Source organism: Polaribacter sp. Q13 (genome assembly GCF_016858305.2).
Classification (GTDB): Bacteria; Bacteroidota; Bacteroidia; order Flavobacteriales; family Flavobacteriaceae; genus Polaribacter.
Genome location: NZ_CP074436.1, coordinates 4,168,294 through 4,185,459 on the forward strand (window position 1 = coordinate 4,168,294; position 17,166 = coordinate 4,185,459).

Annotated in this window: 10 protein-coding genes; 3 read left to right on the plus strand and 7 right to left on the minus strand. The window is 31.5% G+C overall.

Translation table 11 applies throughout. From position 1 onward, the window contains the following. Positions 1–2: 2 nt before the first annotated feature. On the minus strand, positions 3–500 hold the full coding sequence (gene tpx / locus JOP69_RS17665; protein WP_203393556.1) for a thiol peroxidase: 498 nt from the start codon (positions 498–500) through the stop codon (positions 3–5). 133 nt (positions 501–633) lie between these two features. On the opposite strand from tpx, the gene JOP69_RS17670 reads away from it, so the two are divergent. Further along, positions 634–2,028 carry an MATE family efflux transporter gene (locus tag JOP69_RS17670; RefSeq protein ID WP_203393555.1) on the plus strand — a complete coding sequence of 465 codons (1,395 nt, stop codon included), beginning with the start codon at positions 634–636 and terminating at the stop codon, positions 2,026–2,028. A 62-nt stretch (positions 2,029–2,090) separates the two neighbouring features. After that, positions 2,091–2,315 (plus strand): hypothetical protein, encoded by a 225-nt coding sequence (locus tag JOP69_RS17675; protein ID WP_203393554.1) that lies wholly within the window; start codon positions 2,091–2,093, stop codon positions 2,313–2,315. Positions 2,316–2,403: 88 nt separating this feature from the next. On the opposite strand, the gene JOP69_RS17680 is transcribed toward JOP69_RS17675, so the two are convergent. The 5 genes from JOP69_RS17680 to JOP69_RS17700 form a co-directional block, all read right to left on the minus strand. Continuing rightward, entirely contained in the window at positions 2,404–3,612 is a 1,209-nt protein-coding gene (locus JOP69_RS17680) for a threonine/serine exporter ThrE family protein (RefSeq protein ID WP_203393553.1), read from the minus strand. Between the two features lie 90 nt (positions 3,613–3,702). Next, positions 3,703–7,395: a phosphoribosylformylglycinamidine synthase gene (purL, locus tag JOP69_RS17685; protein ID WP_203393552.1), complete on the minus strand. Its 3,693-nt coding sequence runs from the start codon at positions 7,393–7,395 to the stop codon at positions 3,703–3,705. Between the two features lie 158 nt (positions 7,396–7,553). After that, positions 7,554–9,653, minus strand: a complete 2,100-nt coding sequence (locus tag JOP69_RS17690) for an endonuclease (RefSeq protein WP_203393551.1) — start codon at positions 9,651–9,653, stop codon at positions 7,554–7,556. A gap of 63 nt (positions 9,654–9,716) precedes the next feature. Further along, positions 9,717–11,933: an endonuclease gene (locus tag JOP69_RS17695; protein WP_203393550.1), complete on the minus strand. Its 2,217-nt coding sequence runs from the start codon at positions 11,931–11,933 to the stop codon at positions 9,717–9,719. 86 nt (positions 11,934–12,019) lie between these two features. Then, positions 12,020–13,231 (minus strand): RsmB/NOP family class I SAM-dependent RNA methyltransferase, encoded by a 1,212-nt coding sequence (locus JOP69_RS17700; RefSeq protein WP_203393549.1) that lies wholly within the window; start codon positions 13,229–13,231, stop codon positions 12,020–12,022. A 541-nt stretch (positions 13,232–13,772) separates the two neighbouring features. Between JOP69_RS17700 and JOP69_RS17705 the strand changes: the two genes are divergently transcribed. Further along, positions 13,773–16,307: a DUF559 domain-containing protein gene (locus JOP69_RS17705; protein ID WP_302850193.1), complete on the plus strand. Its 2,535-nt coding sequence runs from the start codon at positions 13,773–13,775 to the stop codon at positions 16,305–16,307. A 149-nt stretch (positions 16,308–16,456) separates the two neighbouring features. On the opposite strand, the gene JOP69_RS17710 is transcribed toward JOP69_RS17705, so the two are convergent. Next, positions 16,457–17,152, minus strand: a complete 696-nt coding sequence (locus tag JOP69_RS17710) for a DUF4369 domain-containing protein (protein ID WP_203393548.1) — start codon at positions 17,150–17,152, stop codon at positions 16,457–16,459. Positions 17,153–17,166 lie beyond the last annotated feature (14 nt).

Genomic DNA, 17,166 nt, shown 5'->3' on the forward strand with positions numbered 1-17,166 from the left:
AATTAAATTGCGTTTAAAGCAGCTGTATAATTAGGTTCATCAACAATCTCAGAAACTTGTTCTGTATACACTACATTTCCGTTTTCATCAACAATAACAATTGCTCTAGAATGTAAATGTGCTAAAGGTCCATTTGCTATTTCTAATTCGTAAGATTTTCCAAAGTTTCCATCAGCAAAATCAGACAACATTACTACATTATCAATACCTTCTGCACCACAAAAACGAGCTTGAGCAAATGGTAAATCTTTAGAGATACATAAAACAACAGTATTTTTTAAATCTGCTGCTTTTTTATTAAATTCTCTAACAGAGGTAGCGCAAGTACCAGTGTCTACACTTGGAAAAATATTTAAAATCACTTTTTTACCAGCAAAATCTGATAAGCTTTTTTGAGATAAATCTACAGCAGTTAGTTTAAAATCAGTAGCTTTAGTACCCACTTTTGGTAAATTACCAATTGTATTTATTGCGTTTCCTTTTAATGTGATATTTGCCATTTTTGTATGTTTTTTTAGAACATCAAAAGTAACATTTTTTATTTATAAAACTTTATCAGAAAATGGATAACTTCAAGATATAATCATCTTGCTTTAATACTTATCTTTGCAATCTTAAAATTTAGAAATTATCTTGAATATTACCCAATACACTTCAGAATTTAAATACAACTGGAAACTTGCAGCACCTGTAATGTTAGGTATGTTAGGACATACTTTTGTGAGTTTTGTTGATAATATTATGGTTGGCCAAATGGGAACAGCAGAATTAGCGGCGGTTTCTTTAGGGAATAGTTTTATGTTTATAGCCATGTCTATTGGTATTGGTTTTTCTACAGCTATTACACCTTTAATAGCAGAGGCAGATTCTTCAGATAATTTAGAACAAGCAAGGTCTATCTATAAAAGTGGATTGTTTTTATGTACAACATTAGGTATTGTACTTTTCTTGGGCGTTTTCTTTTCTAAGCCGATAATGTATTTAATGAAACAGCCAGAAGAGGTAGTGGAATTGGCAATTCCGTATTTAGATTTAGTAGCATTTTCATTAATTCCTTTGGTTATTTTTCAAGCAATTAAGCAATTTAGTGATGGAATGTCTATGACAAAATATCCAATGTATGCAACCTTAATAGCAAATGTAATAAATGTAGTTTTAAACTATTTATTAATTTTTGGTAAATTTGGTTTTCCAGAAATGGGTATTGTTGGTGCAGCTTATGGTACATTAATTTCTAGAGTTGTAATGGTTTTATACTTGTGGTTATTGCTCCGTTATAAAGAAAGATCAGCGCAAATTGTAAAAAATATAAAATTCTTTGTTTTAGATATTTTTGCGATAAAAAAAATTGTCAATTTAGGTTCTTTAAGTGCTATGCAAATGCTTTTTGAAGTTGCTATTTTTACTGCAGCAGTTTGGTTAAGTGGTATGTTGGGTAAAAACCCGCAAGCAGCAAATCAAATTGCGTTAAATTTATCTTCTATGACATTTATGGTTGCAACCGGTTTAAGTGTTGCTTCTATGGTAAGAGTTGGGAATCAGAAAGGATTACAAAATTATAAGGAGCTTCGTAGAATTGCTTTCTCAATCTTTTTATTAGGTGTGTTATTGGCTGTGTTCTTTGCTTTATTATTCTTTATTTTTCGTAATAGCCTACCAAATATATATGTAGACCTAAAAGATTCTGCAAACTATGCCGATAATATGGAGGTAGTTTCAATTGCTTCAAACTTATTGTTAGTCGCAGCCTTTTTTCAAATTTCAGATAGTATTCAAGTAGTGTTTTTAGGAGCTTTACGTGGCTTGCAAGATGTTAAAATACCTACAATTCTAACTTTTATTTCCTATTGGGTGGTTGGTTTTCCGGTTTCTTATTATTTGGGAAGTGAAGAAATGTACGGTAGTTTTGGTATTTGGTTAGGTTTGTTAGCAGGTTTAACAACAGCATCCATTTTATTATTTATCCGTTTTAATTCGTTAACTTTAAAGTTGATAAAGGGCAAACAAGATTTATTAAAAACAATATAAGGGGGCTAAACTTCTTTAGAATACAAGGGGTTAAACACCTTGCTTAAAAAAAAACATAAAAAATGACTTTACCTAAATTTTTATTAGCAGATAACAGTAACTTTCCGGATGATATTTTTGTATTACATACAGAATTTCCTCGTTTTTTAATCAATTTAAAAGATGATGAAATAGAATGGTTTGAAGATTTAACAGGGGAAAGTGAAGAGGATATTGCAACAGAATTAGCCGACCTAATGGATAAAGCAGGTGCTTTTTATGATGCAGAAATGAAAGATTACGAGTAGTTATTTTTAACCTTAAAGCTGCTGAATGCTTTAAGGACTTAGATAAAATTACTTTTTCTGATAAAAAAAAATAGGGGTTTATAGCCCCTTATTTTTTGGAACTTCTTTCTCTAAATGTACCTGCAAAAAGCAGTCCGCCAATGATTCCCATAAGAATAAAAGTAACTTGCTCAAATAAATTTACAGATCCCGTGGTTGTAGATGGGTTAAAAAAGGAATTACTTAAGCCCATAAAAGATTTACTTCCTGGTACAAGCATAATAATACCTTGAATTAAATAGACTGTTTTTGGAGTTTTTGAAATCAGACCAAATAAACGGCTAATTCCTACTACTGCTAAAGTTCCAATAAAAGTACTTATCAATACTCCGTATCCAGATAATAAAACAGTTATAAAAAAGGCTGTAATACCTGTTATCGCTCCAAATAGCATATTTTTTTTTCGAACTTGAAATATGGGTAAAAGAGTAATTGAAAATATAGGAATGGCCAAAAATATGGTCCATTTTGGCATTTCGGAAACATGATATGTTAAATCAATATCAACGATAGAGGTCATTAAGGAGATGCCTAGTATTACTCCAAAAAATTGTTTAAATAATAAAAGAATTGAATCGAATAATTTTGCTCCACCAGAAACTAAACTTTTAGATGTTATTTCTTCTAAGGCCGTTGTAATAGCTAAACCTGGAATAAAAATAATAATAGAAGCCAATATGGTTAAACCTAAATTGAAGTTAGGAAAAATTAAAGATAAAGCACAACAAATAATAGTTACTAGTAAAGCACTTAATGATTCAAAAACATTTTCTAAATATTTAGATTTTGTTGATAAATACACTAAAAGGTATATAAATGCGCCAAGTAATAATGAAAATATAAAAGAGATCCAATTGGTACCAATCATAATGCTAAAACAACCCGCAGAGAAAGCGTATGCTAAAGTTAAATGTAAATGATTTACAATTTTGGTTTTAGAATGAATTATTTTCAATTCATTACTTATAGAATCATTGTCAATTTTTAAATCAATAACCTTATTGGTCAATTCTGCAATTCTAGAAAAAGCTCCTAAATTTAATGATCCCGGAGGAATACATTCTATATAATTATAAGAATTTTCATCTTCATAAAAAACATAATTTATCCATGTTGGCGAATCCATAAAACTACCTGTAATGCCTTGTGTCTTGGCTACTTCTGTAAGGTACGATTGAATTTTATAGGAAGGAATACCGTATATATGTAGTGCTTTTCCTAATTCAATGATGAAATAATATTTTTCTGGAACTTTCATTTTACTTATTAAATAATCTATTTGATTGATTATTAGAGCCAAAAAAAGGGCTTTGAAAAAAGCCCTTTTAGATATACTTTTTTTGAGAAATTATTTCGTTAACCAGTTTTTAGCATTTACAAATGCTTCTAACCAAGGTGTAACTTCATCTTTTCTATTTGTTGGATAATTTGCCCAATTCCATTGAAAAGTAGAACGCTCTATATGAGGCATTGTTACTAAATGTCTTCCAGACTTATCACACATCATTGCTGTATTAAAATCAGATCCATTTGGGTTATTCGGGTATCCTGCGTAACCATACTTGGCAACAATATTATAGTTTTCTTCAGATTCTGGTAAGTTAAATTTACCTTCACCATGAGAAATCCAAACCCCTAATTCAGTTCCTGCTAAACTAGATAACATTACTGAATTATTTTCCTGAATTTTCACCGATGTAAAAGAACTTTCGTGCTTCATAGAATCATTATGACCTAATTTTCCATGAACTTTATGTTCAGGATTAATTAATTCTAATTCCATCCATAATTGAGCACCATTACAAATACCAACAGACAATGTATCTTCTCTTTCAAAGAAATTCTTTAAAGCTGTATTTGCTTTTTCATTGTATTTAAATGCTCCTGCCCAACCTTTAGCAGAACCTAAAACATCAGAATTAGAGAAACCACCAACGGCACCAATAAACTGAATATCTTCTAACGTTTCACGACCAGAAATTAAATCTGTCATGTGTACATCTTTTACATCAAAACCAGCTAAATACATAGCATTTGCCATTTCACGTTCTGAGTTAGAACCTTTTTCACGGATAATTGCAGCTTTAGGTTTGTCTTTTCCAATTTTAGGAAGTTTACCCGTAAAACTCTCTGGGAATTTATACGTTAAAGGCTGATTTTTATAATTATCAAAACGATCTTGTGCTAAATTATTAGCCGTTTGTTTTTGATCTAATAAGAAAGAAGTTCTATACCAAACATCTCTCATTTCTGTAACATCAAAAGAGAAATTATCTTCGTTGTTTTTAATAGTAACTGCTCCTGAGTTATTTGCAGAACCTATATTAAAAAATTCAATATTATTTTCTGATAAAATTGTTTCTACAGAAGCATCTGCTTGAAAAACAATACCTGAGTTTTCTGAGAACAATACTTTTATAGCATCTTCTTCATTTAAAGAAGAGATGTTAAAATCTGCTCCTAAATTTACATCAGCAAAACACATTTCTAATAAAGTAGTAATTAATCCACCAGAAGCAACATCGTGTCCTGCAGTAATTTTATCCGCTTTAATTAAATCTTGAATCGTGTTAAAAACAGTTTTTACATACGCAACATTGGTAACATCTGGTGCTTCATTTCCAATCGCATTTAAAGTTTGGTTGAAAGAACTTCCACCTAATTTAAATTTGTCTTGAGAAATATTGATATAATAGATATTTCCACCATCAACTTGTAAAAGAGGCTCTACAACTTTAGTAATTGCATTACAGTTACCTGCAGCAGAAATAATTACAGTTCCTGGCGCAATTACTTCTCCATCTGTATATTTTTGTTTCATTGATAAAGAATCTTTTCCGGTAGGAACATTGATTCCTAAACCAATAGAAAATTCTGAAACCGCTTTTACAGCTTTGTATAAACGAGCATCTTCTCCTTCGTTTTTACAAGGCCACATCCAGTTTGCAGAAAGTGAAACGCTTTTTAAATTGTCTTTTAAAGGTGCCCAAATTAAATTGGTTAAAGATTCTGTGATGGCATTTCTAGATCCAGCTTCCGGACTAATTAATGCAGAAATAGGAGAGTGCCCAATTGAAGTAGCAACACCTTCTTTTCCTTTATAATCTAAGGCCATTACGCCAACGTTGTTTAACGGAATTTGTAACGGACCAACACATTGTTGTTTGGCAACTTTACCACCAACACAACGGTCTACTTTATTTGTTAACCAATCTTTACAAGCCACAGCTTCTAACTGTAAAACTTGTTTTAAATAGATTTCTAAATTCTTGGTTTTATAACGTGGATTTTTATATTTTCTGATAACCGTTTTATCTGTTAAAACAGTTTTTGGAGAAGAACCAAACATGTCTTCTAAAGCTAAATCCATTGGTTTTACACCTGTTGATTTAGATTCGAAAGTAAAACGATCATCACCTGTAACTACACCAACATCGTAAATAGGAGAACGTTCTCTATCTGCAATTTTGTGTAAAGTTTCTAAATGTTCATCAGCAATTACTAATCCCATTCTTTCTTGAGATTCGTTACCAATAATTTCTTTTGCTGATAAAGTAGGGTCTCCAACAGGTAAAGCATCTAAATCGATTTTACCACCTGTATCTTCTACCAATTCTGATAAACAATTTAAATGTCCACCAGCTCCATGATCGTGAATAGAAACAATAAAGTTTTCTTCACTTTCTACCATTCCACGAACTGCATTTGCAGCACGTTTTTGCATTTCTGGATTCGAACGTTGTACAGCGTTTAATTCAATTCCTGAATCTAATGCTCCAGTATCTGCAGAAGAAACGGCAGCTCCACCCATTCCAATTCTGTAGTTTTCACCACCAAGAATTACAATTTTATCACCTTCTTTTGGTGTGTCCTTTAAAGCTTGGTCTGCTTTTCCGTATCCAATTCCACCAGCTTGCATTATTACTTTATCGAAACCTAATTTTCTTGCAGGCGAATCACTTACAGAAGAATTTTCTTCGTGTTCAAAAGTTAAAACAGAACCCGTAATTAAAGGTTGTCCGAATTTGTTACCAAAATCTGACGCTCCGTTTGATGCTTTTATCAAAATATCCATCGGAGTTTGGTATAACCAATCTCTAGCTTCAAATTTATTTTCCCAATATCTTGTATTCTTAACTGAATCTATAGACGCTTCTAAACGAGAATACGAAGTCATATACACTGCTGTTCCTGCTAAAGGTAAAGAACCTTTTCCACCAGCCAATCTATCTCTAATTTCTCCTCCAGAACCTGTTGCTGCTCCGTTAAAAGGCTCTACAGTTGTTGGGAAATTGTGCGTTTCTGCTTTTAATGAAATTACAGATTCAAAATCTTTAGTTTGATAAAAATCTGGTTTATCCGCCGTTTTAGGCGCAAATTGTTCCACTTTAGGACCTTTTACAAAGGCAACATTATCTTTATATGCAGAAACAATATCGTTAGGAAATTGTTTAGACGTTTCTTTTATCATATTGAATAGGGAAGTAGGTTGTTCTTCTCCATCAATAACAAATGTTCCGCCAAATATTTTATGACGACAGTGTTCTGAGTTTACTTGGCTAAAACCAAAAACTTCAGAATCTGTTAATTTTCTTCCTATTTTAGTAGCAACACCTTCTAAGTATTCAACTTCCTCATCACTTAAAGACAATCCTTCTTGTGCATTGTATGCAGCAATATCTTCAATATCTAAAATTGCTTCTGGCTGAATTTCAATGGTAAATGAATCTTGATGTAAACCATTGAACTTTTCAGAAATCATTGGGTCAAAATCGGTAAATTCTTCTGTAGATACAGTAAATTCTTCAATTCTTATGATGTCTGAAATCCCCATATTTTGAGTGATTTCTACAGCATTTGTACTCCAAGGCGTAATCATTGCAGCTCTTGGTCCTACAAAATAAGCATCGATTGCAGTTTCTTCTATTTTTGGTTGATCGGCGAATAACCAAGTCAATTTAGCAGTCGTTTCTGTAGTTAATTTTTTTGTTGTTTGAACAGCGAATATTTTGCTATCTATATTTCCAAAGAAATGAATCATTATTGTGTTTTATTTGGGTGTTGTTGTAAAAATGCAAATTTACTTTTTTTCAAATTAAAACTAATGATTTAATTTACTGAAATTTAAGAGTTATTCACGAGGTTATAAACCAAAAAAAGACCGCCGAAGCAGTCTTTTTATTTGAAGTAATGTTGAAATTAATTCTTTATCATTTTTTTAGTAATTGATTGGTCTCCGTTATTAATCTTTACAAGATATATTCCTGAAGAAAGATTAGAAACATCAAGATCATTTTTAGTATTTGTAATGTCTGATGATTTTACTAATTTACCTAAAGCATTGTAGATGTTGATTTTTATATGTTTTGTAGTATTAAAGTAGATGTTGTTTTCAACTGGATTTGGGTACATTTTAAAAGTATCAAATACAGAAGAATCTACGTTTGCTGTTGCCGAATTATAAATACCAATTCCGTCAACAGTATCTTTAGGCAGTTCTTCCCATTCAGCAGTTGTATACGTACTATTTGGACTAGTTACAGTTAATAACCTTCTCAGTGTAACATCTTTTGCGAAATTAGATGTTCCATCTAGATCACCAATTATATCTATAAGATTACCATTTTTAAATAAACCAATTCTATCATCACCATTAAAAGTCATTGGAGTTTGGTTTGGTATTCCTAAGTCGCTTTCTTTTTTTAATTTTTCATTTTCTGTAGAACTATTTGTAATTACAAAAACATCATCTTTAATTAAAGAAAAGCCACCCAAAACTAGAGGAGTTTCCCAAGAACCTTTAGATTGTCTGGCTACTGAATAGATGGATAGATCTACATCACTACCTGTAAGGTTAGCTATTTCTATTGCTTTTCTATAATTACCACCTTCTACATATTCAGAGAAAAATAACTCCTTTGCAATAGCAGCTCCATCTGTAGTTGTTGCACTAACACTTGTAGATTGAGTAGATTTATTATCTGCTACATCTCTAGCTAAAACAGTTGCATTATAGCTTGTAGAGGTAGTTAAACCTGTTACTGTGTAGCTTATGTTTGTGGTTGTGCCATTATAAGTTCCATCAACATAAATATCATAACCTGCAACAGTAGTATCATCTGTAGAAGCTGACCAATTTAGTTTAAAAGTACTGCCTGTAATATTACTAATAGTAAGATTTGTAGGAATTGATGGAGCAGTTGTATCTGTTAATGTAGTTGCATTAACAGCAGTAGTTTGTGCCGATTTGTTACTTGCAATATCTTTAGCTAAAACAGAAATGGCATAAGTTGTATTTGGTGTTAAACTTGTAATTGTGTAATTTATGTTAGACGTTTCTCCGTTTAAAGAACCATTTACATATACTTCGTATTTTGTTACGTCTACGTTATCTGTAGAAGCAGTCCAAGAAACATTTATTGTAGAAGTTGTAATATTATTTAATGAAACATTAGTTGGTACTGTTGGAGCTTCATTATCAGAAGTAATATAAATTCCCCAAGAGTCAATTGCATTTTCTCCACCCCAAATTCTTGTTGCTAAATACGCATTGTCTATAAAAGGATTTCTATTTCCTTGTGCATAGGTTGCATTAGAATCGTGATATGCATTTCTTTGTCTTTCGAAATCTGAAACAGGATCTTCTATATTCCATTCTAAAAATAAATCGATCATATCATCTGGAGTAGCAGTAGCACTACCAATTCCAACTCCTGTTGGTTTGCATTGGTCTCCATAACGAATGTACATGTACATCATCATTCTTGCAACATCACCTTTCCATTCATCACCAGGGTACCAACCACCAGAAACTGTACCGGCATTACCAGAACCGTCTGCAAATTTTAAATTCCCTCTGTTTGAGTTCATTTTTACATCTGATGGGCGTAAATTATGTGCTTCTGCATAAGGAGGTCCTGTTTTTCCACTACTTTCAAGTTTTGGGTTTGCTAATGAGTTCGCATAAGTATGCTCTCTATTCCAATCAGTACCTGTATCTCCTCCGTTTAAATTTTTATTTCTCGTTTTATCAGTTATATAACTTCCATCATTGTCATCATAACCATAAATAAGTAAAACATTATTAGAGTTTTCAGGATCTTCATCAGTTATTTTACTCGCTTCCCAAATACCAGGTGTATAACTTAAATAATTAGTATGTGCACTTATGGTTTTGATCGCTAATGCTTCTTTTAAAGCTAAGCCTTCTTCTTTTAGATTAACATCGTTATAATATTGTTCTTGGGCAGAAATTATTGTTGTTAAAAAAAGGAATAATAAAAGTAGATTTTTTCTCATGATTGTAATAATTAAAAAAACGATCCATTAAAAATGAATCGTTTTTGTTATAATGTAAAAGTATTAATTTTTTATTAATTTCTTAGTAATAAATTGTTTACCAGAATTTATTTTGATTAGATAGATTCCTTTTGAGAATTCAGAAATATCAATATTGTTTTTACTTTTTGTAACTTCTGATGTTTGTATTAATTTACCAATAACATTGTATACATTTATAGTTGCATCTTCTGTAACACTAAAATAAACTCTATTTCCGTTTGTTGGATTAGGAAACATTTTAAAAGCTTCAAAAATGTTTGTTTCTGTGCTTAAAGTAGAAGTAAAACTACCAATACCATCAAAAGTATTTTCAGGAAAAGGAGTCCATTCTCCTGCTTTATCAAAAGTGGTATTTGGTGCACTGATATCTCCATTTCTTCTTAAAGTTGTATTAGTTGCAAAACTATCATCGTTTCCAAATACACCTATAATATCAATTAATACATCGTTTTTAAATAGAGCAACCGCGTCATCTCCATTAAAGTTTACGGGTTGTCCGTAGCTGGTAGAATCGTTATTAGGTTGCACTAAATCTACTTGACCACTTGGGTTGGCAGCAGAATTTGGTTGTAATTCTGGTGCAGAGTTATCTCCATTACCTATCACAAAAACATCTCCCGGAACAATGTTTTTAACAGTTCCTCTGTCTAATGCTAGTGGAGTTGTCCAAACACCAGCACCATTTCTTTCTAATTTTATAACATAACCAGATAAACTTACTGTACTACCTGTTAAGTTAACAATTTCTAAGGCTTTGTTTGTACCGCCATCTCCTTCTACATATTCAGAAAAGAATAATTCTGAAGCAGCACCTCCTGAAACCCCGTCTGTTGTAGTTGCGCTTACTGTAGTACTTTGTGCAGATTTATTATTGTCTTTATCTTTTGCTAAGACAGTTACTTGGTAAGTAGTTGTTGTTGCTAAGTCAATAATAGAATACGTTGTAGCAGTTGTAGTAGCTGTAAAATTATCATTTACAAAAATATCATAACCTGCTACTTCATTATTATCTGAAGATGCAGACCAGTTTACGTTAAAAGAACTATCAGTAATATCTGTAATTGTAACGTTTGTAGGCACTGATGGAGGCATAGAATCTACTAACGTTTTTCCTGTAATAGTATCACTTGCTTCAGACTTATTAATTAAATCTTTAGCAATTACTTTAAAATTGTACGAAGTATTTGTTTCTAAACCTGTTATAGAAACAGTTGTAGCTGTAGCTGTTTGTTTAGTTAAAACATCATTAACATAAACCTGGTATTGCGTAACACCAATATTGTCTGTAGAAGCGGACCAAGAAACATCTATAGAAGTTAAGGTTGTATTACTTAAAACAACATTTGTTGGTTTGCTAGGTGCTTCTGTGTCACTGCTTGTATAAATCCCCCAAGTATCTTCTGCGTTTTCTCCTCCCCAAATTCTTGTAGCCAAAAACGGATTGTCTATAAACGGGTTTCTGTTACCTTGGGCGTAGGTGTTTGAGGTGTTTTCATGATATGTATTTCTTGCTTTTTCAAAATCAGAAACAGGATCTTCTCTATTCCATTGTAAGAATAAATCAATCATATCATCTGGTGTAAATTGGGTATCGCCAATACCAACAGCGGTTGGTAAACATTGGTTTCCATAACGAAGATACATATACATTATCATTCTTGATACATCTCCTTTCCATTCGTCTCCAGGATACCAACCTCTTGTTTCAGGACCATCAGGACCGTTATAAGTGATGTTTGATCGAGTTGAGTTTCCAGAACCTAATGCAAATTTATAATTATTTCTTTCAGAATTTCTACTTTTATCAGCAGGTCTTAGATTATGAGCATCTGACCCAGGACCTTGACTATTACCTACACCTATTAATGCAGGGTTTGCTAAAGACTTAGAAAAAACATGTTCTCTGTTCCAAACAAAAGTAGCTCCACTACCATTATCTTGTAAGTTATTACTTCTGGTTTTATCGTTTGTAATGTTAGAGTCAGTGCCATTTTCCCAACCATATATTAAAATAACTTCAGAAGTATTATCCGGATTTGCATCTGTTATTTTAGATGCTTCCCATACTCCAGGAGTATAGGTTAGTATATTAGAATGTGTGCTACTAATTTTTGTAGCTAAAGCATCTTTTAAATCGACACCTGTTAATTGTAGGTTTACATCATTATAATATTGTTCTTGTGAAAAAGAAATTGAAACTGATGTAATAAAAATTAAAAAAAGTAGTTTTTTTACCATTTATGTTTAGATTAAATTAAAAATAAATACTTTCTTTTTCAGCAATTAAAGGGATATATCAGCAATAAATATAGCCCTTTTTTGTATTATTTTCTTTCTAAAAGTGCCATGTAAAATCCGTCGAAGCCAGAAATATGCGCTAACACTTTTTTATCGGATACAAATGTAAAATCTTTTCCCGCATCCGATGTTAAGAAATGATTAACTTGTTCTTGGTTTTCCGATGGTAATACAGAACATGTAGCGTACACCATTTTTCCCCCTGGTTTTACCATGGTAGAATATTGTTGTAAAACGTCTTGTTGTATTTTTTTTATATTTTCTATAAATTCTGGTTGTAATTTCCATTTAGAATCTGGGTTTCTACGGATAACACCTAAACCAGAACAAGGAGCATCAATTAAAACTCTGTCTGCTTTACCATGTAATTTTTTAATTGGTTTTGTAGAATCAATTACACGCAGATCTATATTGTGTGCTTTGTTTCTCTTTGCTCTCACTTTTAATTTACGCAATTTACTTTCATAAATATCCATGGCAATAATTTGACCCTTATTTTCCATTAAAGCAGATAAATGCAAAGTTTTACCACCTGCACCTGCACAAGTATCTATAACTTTCATTCCTGGTTTTACATCTAAATATGCAGCAACTAGTTGCGATGAAGCATCTTGAACTTCAAAATAACCCGCATGAAAAGCTTCTGTTTTAAAAACATTGGCTCTTTCTGGTAAGATTAAAGCATCCGGATGATTGGGTACAAATTCTGTATTTACACCTTCCGCTTTTAATTTTTTCTGAAGAGCTCCTCTAGTAATATTTAAGGTATTGGTTCTTAAAATTACACTTGCTTGTACATTTAAAGCAGCAATTTCTTTAGTCCAAATTTCTTCTCCTAATTCTGTAGCACACATTTCATCCATCCAATCTGGTATAGATTCTCTATATTTTCTTGTTCTAGAAAGTTCTGCAAAACGACCTTTAATTTTTCTTTCTGGTACATCACCAATTTGATTCCAATCTGGTAAAGCAATTCCTCTTAAAATACACCATACAGAGAATAATCTCCAAATGTTATCTCTGTCATAAGGTACTTTTACTTCTGCAATTTCTGCATATAAACGATTCCAACGAACTATGTCGTAAATGGTTTCAGCTACAAATTTTCGGTCTCTAGCTCCCCAACGTTTGTCTCGTTTTAAAGCTTTTTCTACAGCTTTATCAGCATAAACACCTTCATTAAATATATCTCTAATACTATCTATAACTGAAAAAGTTAAGTTTCTGTGTAATCTCATTATTTCTTTTGAATATGGACGCAAATGTACGAAATCTGCTTTATGAATCCTTGATTTTAAGTTGTTTTTAAATGTGTGGAATTTTTATGAAAAAGTTGTTTTATTGGTATCTGTTTCGTTTTTATAGAATAACTACTTTTTTATTGGATAGTAGCGTTTATTTTTGAAATATTGATATCTGATAGATCCATAGATTTTTGTGTTTTAATGTTCTAAAGGCTTGTTTTATAAGGGTAATAAAAATGTTATTTTATTTAGGTTCTAAATAACTATCAAGTAAATAACGTGATTAATTGGTGTTCGTCTAAAAATTCATTTATCGCATAATTATGTAAACCTAAATTGTCTTACAAATGCCAATTAACTTCATTTATTTGTATTTTAGAATGTTAGTATTTAAATGTCTCTGTTATAAAATCAATTGTGTTTTTTACATTTATAGCTACAAATACTGTATTAAAATACGAACGTCTTCAAAAGTTAAATTTTTATCATTTATTCTTATTGATTTCTGTATTTTCGTTCTTTATATTTTTTTAAATTGAATTTAAGCTACCCAATAACATATATTAAAGGAATTAGTGTACAAAGAGCAACGCTTATGTATGCGGAATTGGGTATAAAAACATGTAATGATTTACTAAACTTCTTTCCGTTTAGATATATTGATAAAACTACATTTTATGCAATAAAGGACTTACAGCCTAACTCTTCTGAGGTGCAAATTGTAGGTAAAATTACGCGTGTAAAATCAGTAGCACAAAAAAGAGGAAGTAGGTTAGTTGCAACTTTACAAGATGCCACAGGGTCTATGGAATTGGTTTGGTTTAAAGGTCAAAAATGGATTAAAGATTCTCTGAAAATTAATGAGCCTTATGTGGTTTATGGCAAACTAAATCATTATAATGGTAATTTTAGCATTCCACATCCAGAATTAGAGTTGGTTGCGGAATACAAGAAAAAGTTACAATCCAAAATGCAACCGGTATATCCGTCTACAGAAAGATTAGTAAATTCTGGTGTTTCTAATAAACTAATGCGGAATTATGTTCAGCTTTTATTACAGCAGTTTTTTGAAGTAATTACAGAAACATTATCACAAGAAATAATAGACGATTTTAAATTGATGTCTAAGCGTGATGCTTTATTAAATGCTCATTTTCCTAAAAGTCAAGAAAATTTAGCCCAAGCGCAAAATCGTTTAAAGTTCGAAGAATTATTTTTTATTCAGTTGCAATTATTGCGAAAGAAACTCATCAACAAAACTAAAATAAAAGGATTTGTTTTTGAAAACGTAAGCGATTACTTTAATACTTTTTATAAAGACCATTTACCTTTTAATTTAACCAATGCTCAAAAAAGAGTATTGAAAGAAATTCGGAAAGATGTGGCTTCTGGTGCACACATGAACCGTCTTTTACAAGGAGATGTTGGTTCTGGTAAAACCATTGTTGCTTTATTAACCATGCTTTTAGCTATAGACAACGGTTTCCAAGCAACTATTATGGCGCCAACAGAAATTTTGGCAACGCAACATTATCATGCAATTTCAGAAATGTTGAAAGACATGGATATTAATGTCGATTTACTTACGGGATCTGTTAGAATAAAAAAACGAAGAGAAATTCATGCAAATCTAGAGGACGGTACTTTACATATTTTAATTGGGACACACGCGCTGTTAGAAGATAAAGTAAAATTTAAGAACCTTGGTATTGCAATTATTGATGAACAGCATAGATTTGGGGTTGCACAGAGGGCAAAATTGTGGGGAAAAGGCGGCCCATCCCAACCTTCCCAAAGGGAAGGAGCTGAATTGCGGAATCGTTATAAAACTGCTCGTCCTTCTGTTTACGCTTTGATGAAGGAATTGCAAGTAGAGCGTAAAAAACAAACTACACCTGCAGAACAAGTTCTTTGGCAACAATTAAAAACCAAAAAACTAGATTCTAAATTTAGAAGGCAACACATTGTTGATGAGTTTATTGTCGATTTTATTTGTATTGAAAAAAACTTAATTATAGAGGTTGATAGGAAATACCACAACACCAAAGAACAGCAAGAAGCAGATCATTTAAGAACCGAAATTTTACAAGAATTAGGTTTTAAAGTAATAAGATTTACCAACGAAGAAGTTATTGGAAACATAGAAGGAATTACCCAAAAGATAGCACAAGAATTACACAACAGTGAGAAAAGGGAGGCTGAAGGGGTTTCTTCTCTTCCTCCACACATTCTAGTGATGACGGCAACACCAATACCAAGAACTTTGGCAATGTCTGTCTATGGAGATTTAGATATTTCTGTAATAGATGAATTACCTCCCGGAAGAAAGGAAGTAAAAACGGTACATCGATTTGATAAAAATAGATTATCTGTTTTTAAGTTTATGCGAGATGAAATTGAAAAAGGAAGGCAAGTATATATTGTATATCCTTTAATTCAAGAATCTGAAGCCATGGATTATAAAGATTTAATGGATGGTTATGAAAGTATTTCTAGAGATTTTCCTACACCAAAATATCAAATAAGTATTGTACACGGAAAAATGAAACCTGCAGATAAAGAACACGAAATGCAGCGTTTTGTAAAAGGAGAAACTCAAATTATGGTTGCCACAACGGTAATAGAAGTTGGTGTAAATGTACCGAATGCCAGTGTAATGATTATTGAAAGTTCAGAACGTTTTGGGCTTTCACAATTGCATCAATTAAGAGGAAGAGTTGGGCGGGGAGCAGACCAAAGTTATTGTATTTTATTGTCTAGTTATAAGCTTTCTGAAGAAGGAAAAACACGTTTAAAAACCATGGTAGATACTACAGACGGTTTTAAAATAGCTGAGGTTGATTTAAAGTTACGTGGACCAGGAAATTTAATGGGTACGCAACAAAGTGGTGTTTTAAACCTTAAAATTGCAGATGTTGTAAAAGATTCTAAAATTTTAGTAGCCGCAAGAAATACAGCAATTGCTGTTTTGCAAGAGGATTCTAATTTATCGCAACCAGCAAATATCAACATAAAAAAAGCATATGTAGAGTTGTCTAAAAACTCTAAAATTTGGAGTGAGATTAGTTAGATTTTTTTAGTGTGTTTTAAGTTCTAAAAAAATATACCACAAATTTTTTTTAATCATTTTAAAATTTATTTGTGTTACACATTTTGCCATAAAAAAAACCGAGCAATCTGCTCAGTTTTTTATTCAATATTATAAAAATAAATAAGTTACTATTTTTTCTTAATTGTATTTAGGTAATCTTGAAAACGTTTCCCGTATTCAGAACTTTTTACGTTGTCTGATAACGAATTATTAACAGTATCTAACATTTTTAAACTAGCATCATACATTTCTGTTAAAGCAATATAAGGAGCTACTTCTTTGTCTGCATTTGTAATAGCGAAATTAGTAGTGTATAATACCCTTTTTCTTGTTAGTTTTTGATAATCTTTTTCTAATTGAGCAATTAATTCTTGGTCGTTTGCTTTTTTTGCTTCAAAATCTTTTTTGATGAAGTTTAAGCGTTCATCTTGAAATTTATTTTTTACTTTATTATACTTATCTAAAATTTCTTGGTTTCTAGAACCTGTAATTTCTGGGGTATATCCAAATTGTTCAACATTATCATTAATGGTGATTGTTCCTTTTTCTCCAAAAAATAAAATTCTTTTATTGGTTGTATTTCCATTAAAAGTTAAATAATATAAGACAGGAGATTCTACATTATCTGTTAAAATGAATTTATCATTTCCTAATAAGTTTACAGAATCTACAGATACTAAAAGCGTATCTTTCATTTTTTGAAGGTATAAAGTCCCCTTTTTAAGACCTTTAATTTGTCCTTGTACAGTCATATTTCCTTCTTTTTTAGAAGAACATGCTGTAATTAAAATGGATAGGACTAAAAGTGTAATAATTTTCTTCATAAATCTATATTTTT